The 15,928-nt window shown below is 37.1% G+C and carries 15 protein-coding genes; 11 read left to right on the top strand and 4 right to left on the bottom strand.

Going from position 1 to position 15,928, the window contains the following annotated elements:
* Positions 1-5 precede the first annotated feature (5 nt).
* The 8 genes from G7B18_RS06775 to G7B18_RS06740 all read left to right on the top strand — a co-directional run bounded on the left by G7B18_RS06775 (position 6) and on the right by G7B18_RS06740 (position 8,807).
* Complete coding sequence (locus G7B18_RS06775) at positions 6-548, top strand: NADH-quinone oxidoreductase subunit J (protein WP_164108901.1); 543 nt, start codon at positions 6-8, stop codon at positions 546-548.
* Positions 545-850: an NADH-quinone oxidoreductase subunit NuoK gene (gene nuoK, locus G7B18_RS06770; protein WP_164108902.1), complete on the top strand. Its 306-nt coding sequence runs from the start codon at positions 545-547 to the stop codon at positions 848-850. Before G7B18_RS06775 ends, nuoK begins: the two co-directional genes overlap by 4 nt.
* On the top strand, positions 850-2,856 hold the full coding sequence (nuoL, locus tag G7B18_RS06765; RefSeq protein ID WP_164122233.1) for an NADH-quinone oxidoreductase subunit L: 2,007 nt from the start codon (positions 850-852) through the stop codon (positions 2,854-2,856). Before nuoK ends, nuoL begins: the two co-directional genes overlap by 1 nt.
* A 1-nt stretch (position 2,857) precedes the next feature.
* Positions 2,858-4,462: a NuoM family protein gene (locus tag G7B18_RS06760; protein WP_164108904.1), complete on the top strand. Its 1,605-nt coding sequence runs from the start codon at positions 2,858-2,860 to the stop codon at positions 4,460-4,462.
* A 5-nt stretch (positions 4,463-4,467) separates the two neighbouring features.
* Positions 4,468-5,955 carry an NADH-quinone oxidoreductase subunit N gene (locus G7B18_RS06755; protein ID WP_164108905.1) on the top strand — a complete coding sequence of 496 codons (1,488 nt, stop codon included), beginning with the start codon at positions 4,468-4,470 and terminating at the stop codon, positions 5,953-5,955.
* Positions 5,956-6,061: 106 nt separating this feature from the next.
* Entirely contained in the window at positions 6,062-6,667 is a 606-nt protein-coding gene (locus G7B18_RS06750) for a DUF4254 domain-containing protein (RefSeq protein WP_164108906.1), read from the top strand.
* An 8-nt stretch (positions 6,668-6,675) separates the two neighbouring features.
* Positions 6,676-7,692, top strand: a complete 1,017-nt coding sequence (locus G7B18_RS06745; RefSeq protein ID WP_164108907.1) for a glycosyltransferase family 9 protein — start codon at positions 6,676-6,678, stop codon at positions 7,690-7,692.
* Positions 7,683-8,807 carry a glycosyltransferase family 4 protein gene (locus G7B18_RS06740; RefSeq protein ID WP_164122232.1) on the top strand — a complete coding sequence of 375 codons (1,125 nt, stop codon included), beginning with the start codon at positions 7,683-7,685 and terminating at the stop codon, positions 8,805-8,807. The genes G7B18_RS06745 and G7B18_RS06740 overlap by 10 nt, the downstream gene beginning before the upstream one ends.
* Before the next feature lie 27 nt (positions 8,808-8,834).
* Here G7B18_RS06740 and G7B18_RS06735 read toward each other — a convergent pair whose 3' ends face one another.
* The 4 genes from G7B18_RS06735 to G7B18_RS06720 form a co-directional block, all read right to left on the bottom strand.
* Positions 8,835-9,863 (bottom strand): glycosyltransferase family 4 protein, encoded by a 1,029-nt coding sequence (locus G7B18_RS06735; RefSeq protein WP_164108909.1) that lies wholly within the window; start codon positions 9,861-9,863, stop codon positions 8,835-8,837.
* A gap of 76 nt (positions 9,864-9,939) precedes the next feature.
* The gene (locus G7B18_RS06730; RefSeq protein WP_164108910.1) at positions 9,940-10,944 is read right to left on the bottom strand and encodes a hypothetical protein; all 1,005 of its coding nucleotides are present in this window, start codon (positions 10,942-10,944) and stop codon (positions 9,940-9,942) included.
* A gap of 62 nt (positions 10,945-11,006) precedes the next feature.
* On the bottom strand, positions 11,007-11,819 hold the full coding sequence (locus tag G7B18_RS06725) for a glycosyltransferase family 2 protein (RefSeq protein WP_164108911.1): 813 nt from the start codon (positions 11,817-11,819) through the stop codon (positions 11,007-11,009).
* A gap of 376 nt (positions 11,820-12,195) precedes the next feature.
* Positions 12,196-13,224, bottom strand: coding sequence for a hypothetical protein (locus tag G7B18_RS06720; RefSeq protein WP_164108912.1), 1,029 nt, complete (start codon positions 13,222-13,224; stop codon positions 12,196-12,198).
* A 156-nt stretch (positions 13,225-13,380) separates the two neighbouring features.
* On the opposite strand from G7B18_RS06720, the gene G7B18_RS06715 reads away from it, so the two are divergent.
* From G7B18_RS06715 to G7B18_RS06705, 3 genes are read left to right on the top strand one after another with little or no spacing between them, the layout of a single operon-like run.
* Positions 13,381-14,235, top strand: coding sequence for a glycosyltransferase family 2 protein (locus tag G7B18_RS06715; protein ID WP_164108913.1), 855 nt, complete (start codon positions 13,381-13,383; stop codon positions 14,233-14,235).
* An 18-nt stretch (positions 14,236-14,253) separates the two neighbouring features.
* Complete coding sequence (locus G7B18_RS06710) at positions 14,254-15,072, top strand: family 6 glucosyltransferase (protein WP_164108914.1); 819 nt, start codon at positions 14,254-14,256, stop codon at positions 15,070-15,072.
* 35 nt (positions 15,073-15,107) lie between these two features.
* Positions 15,108-15,926, top strand: coding sequence for an alpha-1,2-fucosyltransferase (locus G7B18_RS06705; RefSeq protein WP_240452788.1), 819 nt, complete (start codon positions 15,108-15,110; stop codon positions 15,924-15,926).
* Positions 15,927-15,928: the final 2 nt, after the last annotated feature.

Genomic DNA, 15,928 nt, shown 5'->3' with positions numbered 1-15,928 from the left:
AAGATATGGAAGAATTTATATTTTATGCTTTCGCAGTTCTGGCCATCATCTCGGCTCTTCTTGTGGTCAACTTAAAAAACACAGCTCGTGCCTTGTTTCTATTTTTCGTCACTTTATTTGCTATGGCAGGCCTATTTATCTTCGCTTTAGCGGATTTTGTTGCCATAACGCAGGTAATGGTTTACGTAGGCGGGGTATTGATATTAATGATATTTGCATTTATGCTATCCAACAAGGAATTATTAAAGGATCTCCAAAATATGTCTGGAAGATTTCTGTCCTTGCCCAACTGGCAATCTTTACTCCTAGCACTAGGCTTTCTTGTAGTTATGCTTTGGGGGGTAATGGAGTGGCAAGAGCAAACCCCAGATTGGATTATCCAGAATATAAAACAAGGAGATATCATCCAACCAACAGACAACAATATCCAACAATTAGGCTTAAAATTCATGACCCAATACGTATTACCCTTTGAGGTAATTTCGGTATTTCTTCTGATGGCGCTAATAGGTGCAGCACATCTATCTAGGAAGGAGGAACAAAAATGATTACGTTAACTCACTTTCTAGTCGTCAGTGCCTGTATTTTTTGCATCGGACTGTATACCGTACTAGCTAAAAGAAATGCTATAATGATATTGGTCGGTATCGAACTTATGATTAACGCAGCTATACTCAATTTTGTAGCATTCGGCCGTTATGACAAAATAAACTACTCAGGTCAGGTGTTTGCTCTGTTCGCAATTGTCTTGGCAGCCGCTTCGGTAGCTGTTGCCCTAGCTATTATTCTCAACGTATACAGACACTACAAAACTATTAATCCAGATAATATCACTGATCTGCGCGACTGATGAAGGAGTTATTAAATATATCGCCAATTAATGCCAGTATACTCGTTGTGCTATTTCCTCTTCTTGCCTTCTTTATTCAGGCAATACAAGGAAAGAAATCCACCTCGGGACTACTCTCCATCATTGCTATTACATTAAGCACTGTACTTTCCGGATGGTTTGTATTTACCGAAATCTGGAACAACATACCACAACATGTCAGTTACGACTGGTTTCGTATAGGCAATAAAACGTTTAATATAGGGATCCTACTCAACAACCTCTCGGTATTGATGCTATTTATCGTCTGTATTGTAGCATTACCTGTCCATATCTACTCCAAAGTGTATATGAAGGGAGATCCTGGGATACATCGCTACTGGATGTATCTTAGTCTTTTCTGTTTTGCCATGTTGGGACTATGTATTTCTAGAAATCTACTGGTATCTTATATTTTCTGGGAGCTTGTCGGCTTTGCTTCTTATCTGCTGATTGGCTTCTGGTTTACCAAAGATGCGGCTGTCGCAGCGAACAAAAAGGCTTTTCTCATCAATCGGATTGGAGATTTGGGATTCCTGATCGGTATAGCGGCTGTATTTACATCATTTGGCACATTAGATCTGGTGGAGCTATTTGGTAAACAAGGACTTTTATATACAGCTATCGATAAAAACACAGGGTTAATGACGCTAGCAGGTCTTGGTTTCTTTCTTGGAGCCATGGCCAAATCAGCTCAATTTCCATTGCACCTCTGGTTACCCGATGCCATGGAGGGACCGACCTCGGTATCTTCGCTGATACATGCCGCTACCATGGTGGCTGCCGGCGTATTTTTACTGTGCACGATATTCCCATTATTCAATGAAAATGTCCTGTTGATCATTACGATTGTCGGTACCGTTACTGCTGTTTCAGCGGCTTATTTTGCACTAGGGCAATACGACATCAAGAAAGTACTGGCCTTCTCCACGATATCTCAGCTCGGTTATATGATGGTTGCGGTCGGTATTGGCGCTTGGGATGCGGCCTTATTCCACTTGGCTACGCATGCTTTTTTTAAATGTCTTCTTTTCTTATGTGCTGGGGCTGTTATCCATGAAGTGGCACATGCTAAAGCAGAATCGGGGCAAGATTTTGACCCACAGGATTTACGCAATATGGGTGGACTCCGTATGCCGATGCCAAAAACATTTGTCTTGATGACCATCGCTTCCTTAGCGTTAGCAGGTTTTCCTTTGACCTCCGGTTTTTTATCAAAGGACGCTATCGTAATTGCCTCTTTTGAATGGGCGCTGGACCAAGGGGGCGGCGCTATTGCGATTCCAATACTGTTGGTATTGGTAAGCATTCTTACCGCATTCTATATCGGACGTTTAATTTTCAAAACCTTCTTAGGTCCATCGCGTTTGCCACAGGGACTAAATAAGCATATACATGAGGTTTCCACCACTATGCTATACCCCATGTACTTCTTAGCGATCTGCTCTTTGTTTTTTGTTTTCTCGATCAATCCGATTTCCTACCATCAATCTGGAATATTAGCAGGTTTTTCAGTTAATTATACATTCGCTGAGATACATAGTTTACATGTATTTATACCCGTCGTACTTACGCTGACAGCCCTCCTGAGCTGGATCATTGGTTACAGATGGTATGTATTGGATAGATATCCCTTAAATGCAGAAAGTAGATGGATCCGAGCAGCTACAAACCAATTAGGCATGAATGAATTTATAAACAACAAGATTGTAAAAAGCACTTTAACTCTGAGTAAAATAAGTTTTTGGGTAGACAAAACTCTTGTTGATGGCGTCATAAACGTAGTCCGCAATATTGTTATTAGTCTGAGCAAGATAGCAGCCTGGTGGGATAGGCACATCGTAGACGGTATCGTCAACAGCATAGCCGGAACAGCTTATTATTTAGGCCATCTGCTTCGCTGGGTTCAGAATGGACGCATACAAAACTATCTGGGATTTGCATTTACCGTTGTTTTAATTGGAATACTTTATTTGATATTACGATAGCATGGGATTACTATCATTACTCGTATTTTTACCGCTAGTAGCCACACTATTAATTTTGGTGCTACCATCCAACCTGAAACAGGCTTACAAGTACATTGCATTAGGCATCACCCTTGTACAGTTTGTCTTAGCGGGTATCCTTTATCTACAGTTTGACAAAGCAGCCGTAGGAATCAATACGGTAGAAGGCTATCAGTTTGTTGAACAAATACCTTGGATACGACTCGCATTGGGCGACCTTGGGCAATTAGAAATCGACTACTTCTTAGGTGTAGATGGCATATCCCTACCTCTTCTCGCTTTAAGTACCTTTGTCATGTTAATGGCTATCGGTGCATCTTGGAATACGAGTAAAAGTCCCAAAGGATACTTTGCACTATTGATGCTGCTCAATATGGCTGTAATCGGAATTTTCACCGCTTTAGACTTCTTTTTGTTCTATATCTTCTATGAAATTATGTTGCTCCCACTCTATTTCTTGATCGGAATATGGGGTGGTGCTAACCGGGAGTATGCAGCAATGAAGTTCTTCATATATACCCTTTTTGGATCGGTATTTATGTTACTCATCATTGTAGGTCTCTATTTTTCTGTTATCAATCCAGCTACAGGAGCGCATACCTTCAATATGCTATATATGATGAATCCGGACAACTATGTCGACGGATCCTTTTTTGCATATCTCAATAACTACAACGAAGTGTTGGGCATTCCAGCACGGATGCTCGGCTTTATTGTACTGTTCATCGCCTTTGCTATCAAAGTACCTATCGTACCCCTACATACGTGGTTGCCAGACGCACACGTCGAAGCACCAACACCTGTATCGATTATTCTGGCCGGTATCTTACTAAAAATTGGAGGATACGGTATCATACGCGTCTGCTTTAGTATATTCCCAGATGCTGCCGTTGATGCCAACTGGTGGCTGGGTCTTATCGGCGTCGTGTCTATTTTATATGGGGCATTAAATGCTTTGGCACAAACCGATTTAAAACGTCTGATCGCATACTCTTCGATATCTCACATGGGTTTTGTTCTACTTGGACTAGCCTCGATGACAGCAGAGGGTGTCTCTGGAGCTATGTTCCAGATGGTCAGCCACGGTTTCCTTTCGGCTGCGCTCTTTTTCTTGGTGGGGGTTATCTATGATCGTGTACATGATCGCAACATATATAATTTTAGAGGTCTGGCAGGGTTAATGCCTGCCTATACGGGATTTGTGGCCGTCGCTTTTTTTGCCTCGTTAGGATTACCGGGGTTTTCTGCCTTTATCGGCGAAGCTTTCGTAATCATTGGCACGTTCAATGCCGAAAGTGTAGGAACTGGTATCCCCAGATGGATGGCTATCGCAGGCTCTGTCGGAATACTCCTCAGTGCAGTCTATTTCTTGTGGACACTACAACGAATGTTCTTTGGAACGACAAGGCTGAAGGGTGGAGAGCCTTGGGCTACTTCTCTAACAGATGTATCCTGGCGAGAACGTATCGTCGTATTCCCTGCTTTAGCACTAGCACTCGCATTGGGTGTAATGCCGGCTATAATCTTTGACACTGTTAACAGCAGTGTACTCCATCTAATCTCGTTATTGTCTCCTTATTTGTAGCAATTATGGAAGGATCTACCACGCAGCTCACCTCTCTTCTAGATCAGATTATGGTATCCATTCCGGTATTCAAACCGGAGCTGGTACTTATCTTCGCTTTCCTTGGAAGTATTCTATCCAGCCTATTTTTGGATCAACGCTGGAAATACGGTTCCCTTAGTATTACCGTGTTTGGCATATTACTTTCTGCTTACTTCGTTTTCCTACAACTAGGCAGACCTGATACCGGTTTCTTTGGTATGCTAACGATCGACTCTCTAGCAGTCTATTCAAGGTTAATTATGCTACTAGCCTTGTTACCGATCTTAATTTTGCTTCAACAATATGCCCGAGTTAGAGGGGTAAAAAACTTAGGAGACATATATTCTGTACTGCTTGCTGCAGCTATAGGCATGAACTTATTGACGATCAGTACGAATTGGCTGATGGTATTCATCGCCATAGAGACCGTCTCCATAAGCTCCTATATTTTGGTAGGTTACCTATCGGAAAGTAAGGTGCAATCGGAAGCCACCATGAAATATGTACTTTTCGGATCAGTATCAGCTGCGGTCATGCTGTATGGGCTTTCGTTAATCTACGGTTTCACGGGGAATCTGGATTTTAACAGTACAGCGCACATCCAAGGATTAATCGCTGCACCGCAAGTGATGTGCAGTATAGCCTTACTTTTTGTTTTTGTAGGTATAGGTTTTAAATTAGGCTTCGTACCTTTCCACCTATGGACGCCCGATGTTTATGAAGGAGCGCCGACTCCTATTACAGCTTTTCTTTCGACAATTCCTAAAATCGGAACTTTGATATTATTTGAGCGCCTATTTCAGGCATGGGCTTCTACACTATTTTACTTTAGTGAGCTTACCCTCCTTTTCGTTGTTGTAGTGGCTATCGTTACGATGTTGATCGGTAATTTAATTGCTCTACGTCAATCCAATGTAAAACGAATGATGGCTTACTCATCGATAGGTCATACCGGCTTTCTACTCATGGCTATCATCACAGCTCCTAGCTCTGATCATAATGTCTTACTCTTCTACCTAACGGTGTATACCATTATGAACATAGGGGTATTTGCAGTTATACAGTCACTGGAACAGTCAATCAGCTCCACCGAACTGTCGTCCTACAGCGGGTTCGGCAAAAAGTTCCCGCTATTGTTTACATTCTTTACTATACTAGGAATCTCGCTAGTAGGCCTGCCTCCTACAGCGGGTTTTATAGGCAAACTTTTGGTTTTTACATCTACTTTTGATCTTTACCAGAGCAATAAAGATATTCCAATTCTTCTTCTTCTAATAACAGGCGCCCTCACCTCGGTAATTTCCTTATTTTACTATTTCAAAGTGCCACTATATGCTTTCCTTCGCAAAGAAGAGACTGCTGTGCAGGCTGTATCAGGATCCGCACTTGTATACGGGATAATCATCCTAATGGGGGTAGCGACCATACTCTTTGGGATATTCCCAGATTTGCTATCCAGCTTATTTGCCTAAACAACGATCTTATACCTTCTTAAAAAAGCTATTGGAGAAAGGATCTAGAAGAAGAATTTTGCATTAGGGACTGGCGAATACAAAGCATTTTATCTAAGTTTGCATTATGATCACTGCAATTGCAAATGCTATTTTCCAACGTGTAATCAATGATTATCACGTTCATGATGAGATTGACCATCCTATTGAAAACCCTTACGAGTCTAGCTCTTTGGAACACCTACTGTATTTGAAATGTTGGATAGATACAGCTCAATGGCATATGGAAGACGTGGTACGAAATCCAGAGATCGATCCCAAAGAAGGTTTGTATTGGAAAAGACGAATTGACAAGCAAAATCAGGTACGTACAGATACCGTCGAGTATATTGACAGCTACTACTTAACAAAATATGCGAATACAAAACCCGCGGTCAATGCGCGTATTAATACCGAAAGTCCGGCCTGGGCAATTGATAGACTATCTATCTTGGCATTGAAAATATTTCACATGCAGCAAGAAACATTTCGTACTGACGTCGGACAAGATCATATTGATACCTGCCAACAAAAGCTTAACGTACTTGTGGAACAACGCACCGACTTATCAAAAAGTATTGATGAGCTATTGGAAGATATTGAGGCCGGACAGAAATACATGAAAGCCTACAAACAAATGAAGATGTACAACGATCCTTCATTAAATCCTGTGCTATACGGAACTCAAAAATAAGATTTAACATGAAGCGTATTATAGTTACTCGTTTTTCAGCAATGGGTGATGTGGCTATGGTCGCTTCAGTTATCGCCGAGTTTCAAGCACAGCATACAGACACTGAAATCGTAATGGTGTCGCGAAAATTATTCGCGGCCTTTTTCGAACATATCCCTAGATTAATCTTTCATCCGATTGATCCTAAGACCCAGCATAAAGGGATAAGAGGATTATTTCGACTATCTAGAGAACTAAAAAAATATAATCCTGACTTTGTAGCTGACTTGCATAACAATATTCGATCTCGAATATTGGGTATGCTATTCCGTTTTACAGGCTATAAAGTGGGAACCTTGGATAAGGGACGTTCGGAAAAGAAAGCCTTAACACGCAAACACCATAAAATAAAGCGTCAGTTGAGGTTCACAACAGAGCGTTATGCGGATGTTTTTAGAAATTTAGGATTTGGCCTCACATTGAGTCATCAAAGACAGAAGATGGATCGCCCCCTTCCGGTGTCTCTCGTAGACAGTTTTTCAAAGCCTACAACAAAAATAGGCATTGCTCCATTTGCACAACATAGCTATAAAGTATTTCCGCTACCAAAAATGGAATCGCTCATTCAATACCTGTCGAAGAACAACTATAGCGTCTACATATTTGGCGGAGGAGAACAAGAACAAGAAGTTGCTGAAACCTGGTCTAGGAATTATCCAGGGATAAGAAATACTATAGGTCAATTCGCTGTAAAACAAGAGCTGGATATCATTTCTCATCTTGATCTGATGATTAGCATGGATAGCTCGGGAATGCACATGGCATCTTTGGCTGGCACCAGATGCCTCTCTCTCTGGGGAGCCACGCATCCCTTTGCTGGATTTCTAGGTTATGGCCAAAGTACTTCGGATGTCATACAGGTAGAGCATCCAAATCGCCCCAGTTCGGTATACGGGAATAAGCCTTGTGACTGTGATGGTATGGAAGCCATAGATTTAGTATCTTCGCAAATGGTAATAAATCGTATTAAGGAAATATGCGGATAGGATTTGACGCAAAACGTTATTTTTTGAATAGGACTGGATTAGGCAATTACAGCCGAGACCTTATTCGTATACTTGAGCAATATTATCCTGAAAATAACTATATTAAATATACGCCAAAGATTGACGAAGGCAATCTTTATACGAAAGCACTCAGGATAACAACAAAATTACCTACCGGAACTTTCAATAAACTATTCCCAAGTCTTTGGAGGAATCGGAGAATCATCGAGGACCTTAAGTGCGACAAGATTGAAATATTTCATGGTCTTTCAGGAGAGATTCCCGTGGGCTTGCGACAAGCAAAAATTAAATCTGTTGTAACAATTCATGATCTTATTTTTTTAAAATTCCCCAAACTTTACAGTCACATTGATCGGTACATTTATAATAAAAAGTTTAAGTATGCTGTTAACCATGCCGACAAGATCATTGCAATCAGTGAACAGACGAAAAATGATATAGTAGCATACTACGGAATTTCGGCAGAGAAAATAGATGTCATCTATCAAGGTTGCCATCCGGCATTTAAGATTCCGAAGACCGCAGTCCAAAAGGAAGAAATTAGAAACAAGCTTGACCTTCCAGAGCGCTTTCTATTAAATGTAGGTTCCATAGAACCTCGAAAGAATGCTTTTAGTATTGTTAAAGCGATAGAACACCTCGATATTCCATTAGTTCTGGTGGGAAAAGGCACCAAATACGCTGATGAAATCAAAAAATATGTATCGGAAAAGGGATTGAATAAAAAAGTACTGTTTTTACAGGGTCTATCTATGGAAGAGCTCTCAATAATATACACCATGGCAGATATCTTCATATACCCTTCCATATATGAAGGTTTTGGAATTCCTATTATCGAAGCTTTATATTCAGGCGTTCCTGTCATTGCGACCAACTCTGGCGTATTTCCAGAAGCAGGAGGACCTTTCTCCTATTATATAGACCCAAAAAATATTGAGGAAATGCAACATGCAATAAACTCAATATTAGACAATCAACAGATACGTAATGAAATGATTGAAAATGGTTTGAAATATGTACAAAGATTTAATGACGAAGTGATTGCTGAAAAATGGAATACTTTGTATACCTCTTTTTTAATGGGGAAGTTATAAATTAGCCCTTTTGAAATATTTTTCTACTTACAATAGTCGCTCATACAAAGTCCAATATTTTTTTGCGGCTTCTTTCCATGAGAACTGAGATGTCCACCCTTTAATTTCCTCCTCACGGTTAGGCCCATTTAAAATATCCTCTAAATGTAATTTTCCAAAACTCTCCATATACTCTATTGATGTTTCTTCGAGATAAAAAGCCTCGGGACCTCCCACCTCAGGTAAGGATGTGTAAGTAGACAATAAAACTTTTCTTCCCAACGACATAGCTTCAATCACTGGCAAACCAAAACCTTCAGCAATAGACGGAAATGCAAAAATGGAACAGTGTTTTAGGTAATTCAATTTTTCTCTTTCAGTAACGGGGCCTGTATAAAAAACTCGTCCTGCAACTCCTATACTACTTGCGATACGTTTAATATATTCTAGATAATCTGGTTCTTGAACAATACCACTAATCACAAGCTTTAAGTTATTACCCTTTAAAAGGTAAGGAAGAGTATGTATATTTTTCTTTCTAGCAATTGTACCTAAAGAATAAATGTACTCCCCAGGGATTAGTGGAATATCATTCTCATATCTTAAATGAATATTTTCATCAATATTACAACCATTATAAATAACTTGAATAGTCTTCTCCCCTAATTCACAATGTTCCAACAGGTCTTGTTTTACATAGTTTGAAATAGCTATTATTGAAGAAGATCTATCTATGAGTGATTGAATTTTTTTCAAATACTTAGCTCTCTTTTGAGAAGATTTGTCTTCTTTCAAAAAGTTTAAATCATGAATAGTTGAGACTACTTTGATTTTCTTATCTGAAGGTATATAAGATGAAAGCTGAAATGTTGAATGCCATAGATCTACACCTTCATACCTTGGCTTTAGAAACTTATGTAAAGACCTCTGATTAATATATTGTGCTTGGCTACCGAAAGGGATAGAGAGCTTCCTATTTAAATAAAACTGAAATTCCTTGTCTTCTGGACAGAGATCTAACACTGCTTTCCCTAAATGCAAACAAAAGTAATACAGACCAGTATGTTGATACTTCATACGTTCTGCATCAAAGACAATTCTAGATTTCCTCATAGTAGTAATAAACAAAAATAGCTCTTTTTATGTGTTAATACTAATCTAAAACTCGTCGTATCCAATTTCCAAAAGAATATTTCTCAACAATACTTTGATCTATTTTTACCATGGGCACCTCAAGAAATTCCTTCAGCGATAACAAATTATTACTATTCCATATAAAAACATTATTCGGATGATAGAAATCAAAACTTTTAACTAATGAATTATTTGTTATCACTTTCTTCTTATAAAAAAGAGCTTCAAAAAAGCGAAATGACAAGCCTCTATGAATTAATGAATTATCAAAATCCAATAGAACTTCGTATTTTTGAACATGTTCCACCATTTGATTATATGTAAAAGGCTTGGTAATAAAATCAATACCTGAATCCTTATATTTATCAATCGTACTCGTACTTGAACACAATAGTTTTACATCTATATCTATCCCCTCACCCTGTAAAAACTCAGTTAACTGCTGAATACGATTCATCCGTCCCTCAAGATAACTCCCTACAAAACAGACACTCTTAGGCTTAACAACAATATTCTCAATTTTTGGTATTTCAAAATAAAAATTTGTGGTATAGTGTAAATTGAGATATTTAGCAGTATAAGTTTCATAGTCCCCTTTGTCAAAAACAAAAAACTTATCAAAATAACTAATTCTATCAAATATAGCGGGGAACCTATCGAGACCATCCCATTGATAAGCAACGAACTTAGAGACCCTATTCTTTATAATAGATAGAGTATCCAATCCCAGTAAATCAGCTCTAATAATCAGCGCATAGTCTACATCCGTATCAATCTGCTCCAATTGAGAAATTAACCTATGGTTTTCTCTAGCAAAAACTAGTTGCTTTTTAAAATCCTTATTTGAAAACAAATTTTTCTGCAGAAAACTATGTACTCTTTGCAACAGGTTTCTATAATTAAATGGTTGATCGGTTACAAATAAGAATATAATTTCCAAACCTTCTCTTTGTAAAGACAAAATTAATTCTTTATACAACTCAAAATGAAATGGAACAACTAATATAATACTTTTTTTCTTCACTTTAATAATTCCTTGATATACAACTCACACATAAATCGTGCTAAATCTACAAAATGCTACAGTTACTTCTCTCTTTTGAAAAAATAAAACACCTTTTTATACCAGATATTATAGTATTTCTGCTTATACTTAATGGCATCAGCTTTACTTTTCAATAGAGAATCAATACCTAAGCCATGTTTCAGATATAGCTCATGATGCTTCTTATAGATATAAAACATAGATGACTCAGCAACATTTTTAATATCACGTAAATCTGTTGCGGAATTCAAAGAGTTTCTCCGACGATAAAAAAAAAGTGGCTTTTCTATTTTTACAACTTTTGGGTACTTACTTACCAAACGAATCCAAAATTCCCAATCTTCAGCATAACTAAGATTTACATCAAACATACCCACTTCCCTAAAATCATTGCTTTTAAGCATCGAAGTAACGGTGAAACAATTTTGAAAAAGTAGACGCTGCATAGAAAAATCTGGCAACTTGAAAACGCCCTCAATTCGTTCAAAAAAAACAGCTTTAGTATATACCAAATGTATTGACGGATCTGTATCAAATTGATCAACGCAGAGCTTAATATAATTAGCATCAAGAAGATCATCCGCATCCAAAAAAACGACTAATTCCCCTTTCGAATTTTCGAAACCGTAATTTCTAGCCGCCGAAACGCCTCTGTTATCGGTACTAAAAAGATAAAAGTTGTCTTTATCTTTAATGAAATATTCTACCTTTTCCAAAGTTCCGTCCGTTGAACCATCATTTACAATAATGACTTCAATGCACTCATATGTTTGACCAAAAACGGATTGTAAAGTATCAATAATCGTATCGACATTATTAAAAGTTGGTATTATCACACTCACCAAATTCCCCATTTCCTAATATTTTACACTAATTTCGTATTTAACCAATTCTCAAAACTTTATTTATTAACTTCTTCTTTAGACAGTTTACGATATGCCCATCTTAAGAAGATATCCTTTGAATAAAGATGAATACTCTTTATGACCTAAAATCGACAAATATTTTTGCCAAAAAAACTCAAACCGTAAAACCCTCACCAACAACCACATAAAACACAAAACAACACCCTGTATTTGGAGGCAAATTTATAGTTTTTTTGTTAAAGCAGACGGCTTTTGCTAAGAAAACCAACCTCTGCTAGAAAAAAGCCTACCGGATATAAAGTCAGCTATCATTATCATCCAGATTTTGTCATTTGCTTTTTCATAGGACATTAGAAATCTGTGATTACTTAGCTAATAGCAATGCCGCCTCCAATTTAGAGTTAAGCCAATCCGAAAAAGCGTACTTAGCTCTAACACCTTCATCAAGTTGAACCAACGGACTGTCAAGAAATCTGTCTAATTCTTCCCAATTATCATTTGTTAATACAAAGAAATTGTTAGGGTGATAAAAATCCGCCTCTACTACGGTGGGATTAGTAGTAACTACTTTCTTCCCATACTTAATTCCCTCAAATATACGGAAGGAATAACCTTTATGATCTGAAATCACTAAATCAATAATGATATCTGATCTCCTAATCTGCCTGATCTGCTCTTCAAAATTTACATGTTCATGTAGTATTGTCATGTGCTTTTTAATGTAAGCAGATACAAATCCTAGATTCTTCTCTTGACATACCACAATAAAATTCACAGACTTAAATTTATTTGACAAATATTTATGAACATCAATCAAATGTTGTTCACGACTAAGATGGTGAGAACTGACGTAATATACATGGCTCACCTTCGTCTCCGTCTCGATATCTATCAAAAGTTCTGGATAATCAAAATAAAAATTGGGTGAATAGAATAAATTATGATTAGGAAATGAAAGAACATCAGCTGGATCAAAAACATAAAATTGATCAAATAGAGGAATATATTCTAAAATAGAGCGATCCCTAGAAATACCATCAAAATGAAAACTTAATAACTTATCAGTTTTAGCCCTTACCTTTTTTATCAATTCCTTATCGAATAAATCAGCTCTTATTACAAGTGAATAATCATATTTTTCTACTTTATCGAGAATTTCAATTTGTTGGTTCAACACATATTCTTCCCTCAATCTAGCTTTATATTCTCCATTATTGTAGAAGGTTTTATGCACTAGATTACAGAATCTTTGCCATAATGAACGATACCTAAATAAATATCCCTCATTCTCTATATGAGTAACCTCATAACCCAAAAACTCTAAATTTTCAACAATTAGCTCATATAAATTAAATGTATTCGGAGCCAGCAATAAAAACTTTTTTTTTAACATGTTTGAAATTTAGAAATCTAAAAAACCAAAAATATGACAATTATATCTAAAATTGTAGCTAAATTTGGGTGCAATTATTAACATCTCTTAGTCTTTCATAGTAGCATAACGTGAAAGATTTACGATGCGCTACGTTTAATTTGAAAAAACGTAATAATGAGCCCAAAAGTTTCTATAATAATCCCCTGTTACAATCAAGACCAATTCTTGAATGAGACATTAAAATCGGTTGCTGATCAAACATACAGGAACTGGGAATGTCTTATTATCGATGACGGTTCCAGTGACGATTCAGCTTCTATTGCGAATAGATGGGGTAAGCTAGATAAACGCTTCAAAGTTTTACAAAAAGTCAATGGAGGGCTTAGTTCAGCCAGAAATTATGGCCTTACTCAGGCTCAAGGAGATTACATCCAGTTTTTAGATGGTGATGACTTACTATATGAAGATAAGTTAAATCGTTCGTTAGAATGCGCAGGACAAAGCGAAATCATCATCACTTCCTTTGATCACTTAAAAAAAGACAAACATTTATCCCCCTTCTGCACATTTCAAAGAGAATATTTTAATTACGAATCTATTCTTTTAAAGTGGGACAAAGCCTTCTCAATCCCTATACACTGTGGTTTATTCAAACGTAAATTACTCAAAGGATTTCAATTCGATATAGATGTGAGAGCAGGTGAGGATTGGTTATTTTGGCTTGCTATTTATCAACAAAATCCTACTACATATTTTCTTGATGAAACACTTGTTTGTTATAGGCTTCATGAAAAAAGCATTACGCAAGATACCAGTCATATGACTACTCATAAACAAATCTGTCACTTAAAAATATACAACAGTCTGAGTCAAGAAAATAGACAATTATTTTTTGAACGCTTTTCGTCCGAAACCCTTGATTTAAGGGCTGAGCTAACAGATATTCGAAGAAACCAAGAACTTAAAAGAGAAAGAAAATTAAGCAACAGAATTAAAAGATTTTTTAAGCATCTCTTTAAATTTAGATAATCCTATTGAAAGTGTCTTATGAATAAAACCAAAGTAGGAATATTATATATATGCACAGGCCGTTACTCGGTGTTTTGGAAAAACTTCTTCGAATCATCCGAGCAATTTCTATTAAAAGAAACCGACATCGAAAAACACTATTTCGTGTTTACTGATGACACCTCTATTAAACCCAGTGACGACGTTCATATATATTACAAAGAACCCGAAGGCTTTCCGGCGGACTCCTTTAAACGATTCGATATGCTCCTGTCTATAAAAAAAGATTTGTTGAATATGGACTATGTATTCTTCTTGAATGCAAACACGCTATTTATCGACTTCGTTGGAAAGGAAATACTACCAATATCAAGTCCCTCTGGACTAACTGGAGTTCTTCATCCTGGATATTACAATTCTAAGAAAAATGAACTACCTTATGAACGCAATCCAAAATCCATGGCTTATATCCCATTTATTAAGGGGATAAAGTATCATTATTTTATGGGCGGATTTAATGGAGGAAAGACGCAAGAATTCTTAGAACTGTGTGAGGTATGCAGAAACAATATTCTAGAGGACAAAAATAAAGGCATAATGGCTTGTTTTCATGACGAATCTCACATCAACGCCTATTTTTTAGGAAAACCCATTCTTGTACTTCCTGCTTTGTATGGTTTTCCAGAAGATCAACCCCATCCATTTTCTCCAAAGGTTGTCCTTCTAAATAAAGCAAAACACTATGGAGACTATTTTAACAAAGAATATGCAAATCCGTTTATTTTACCATCACCGTTAGATAAACCTAATTTTATAAATAGCGTGAGTACATTTTTCAGAAATCTATTCAAGAAATGATAGTGAGCAAAATACAGGGTGGATTAGGGAATCAGATGTTTCAATTTGCAACAGCTTTTACAATAGACCCGACCGTATATTTGGATTTAGAGTTCATTAACAAAAAAACGGAGAGTACACAGAGCTTTACACAAAGAAACTTTGCACTTGAACTTTTTCCAAATCTTCGTTACAGAGAATTGTCAAACTTTAAACGAAAAATATTTCTCTCTAATGCTGCAATTTACAAATACTTAAGAAAACTAAGTCAAATAACAACAGTTACTCAAAAAGATAACCAAATTGTTCAAATCCCTGCAGCTAATAACATCTATCTAGATGGCTATTTTCAATCTGAACAATATTTTGTTAGTAAAAGAAATGAAATACTACAGCAATTTCAATTTCCCAAACTAGACCAGCAAAACCAATCTCTAAAGGAAAAGATTCTCGCGACACCAAACAGTGTAGCAATACATGTAAGAAGGGGAGATTATTTAAAGCCAACAGTTGCACAATACCATGGTATACTACCATTGAGTTATTATGAGCAAGCTATTTCATATCTGCAACATCGACTCGTGGGGCTAGACTTAGTTATATTTTCGGATGATCCTCAATTTTGCAGATTACATTTTGAAAAATACAACAACGTTTACATTGTTAGCGGAAATGAAGGAGCAAGTTGGAAAGACATGTCCTTAATGAGCGCTTGCCAACATCATATTATTGCTAATAGTTCCTTTAGCTGGTGGGGAGCCTGGCTATCGCAATATTCAAACGGAATTAAAATAGCTCCAAAAAATTGGTTTAATAACGAGGTTGTAGATTACAACATAGATGATATTATCCCTAGTTCTTGGATCAAAATATGAGT

It is taken from the genome of Sphingobacterium sp. xlx-130 (assembly GCF_011007405.1).
Classification (GTDB): domain Bacteria; phylum Bacteroidota; class Bacteroidia; order Sphingobacteriales; family Sphingobacteriaceae; genus Sphingobacterium; species Sphingobacterium luzhongxinii.
The sequence above is the reverse complement of the archived record's forward strand: the minus strand, read 5'-3'. Positions and strand labels throughout refer to the sequence as shown.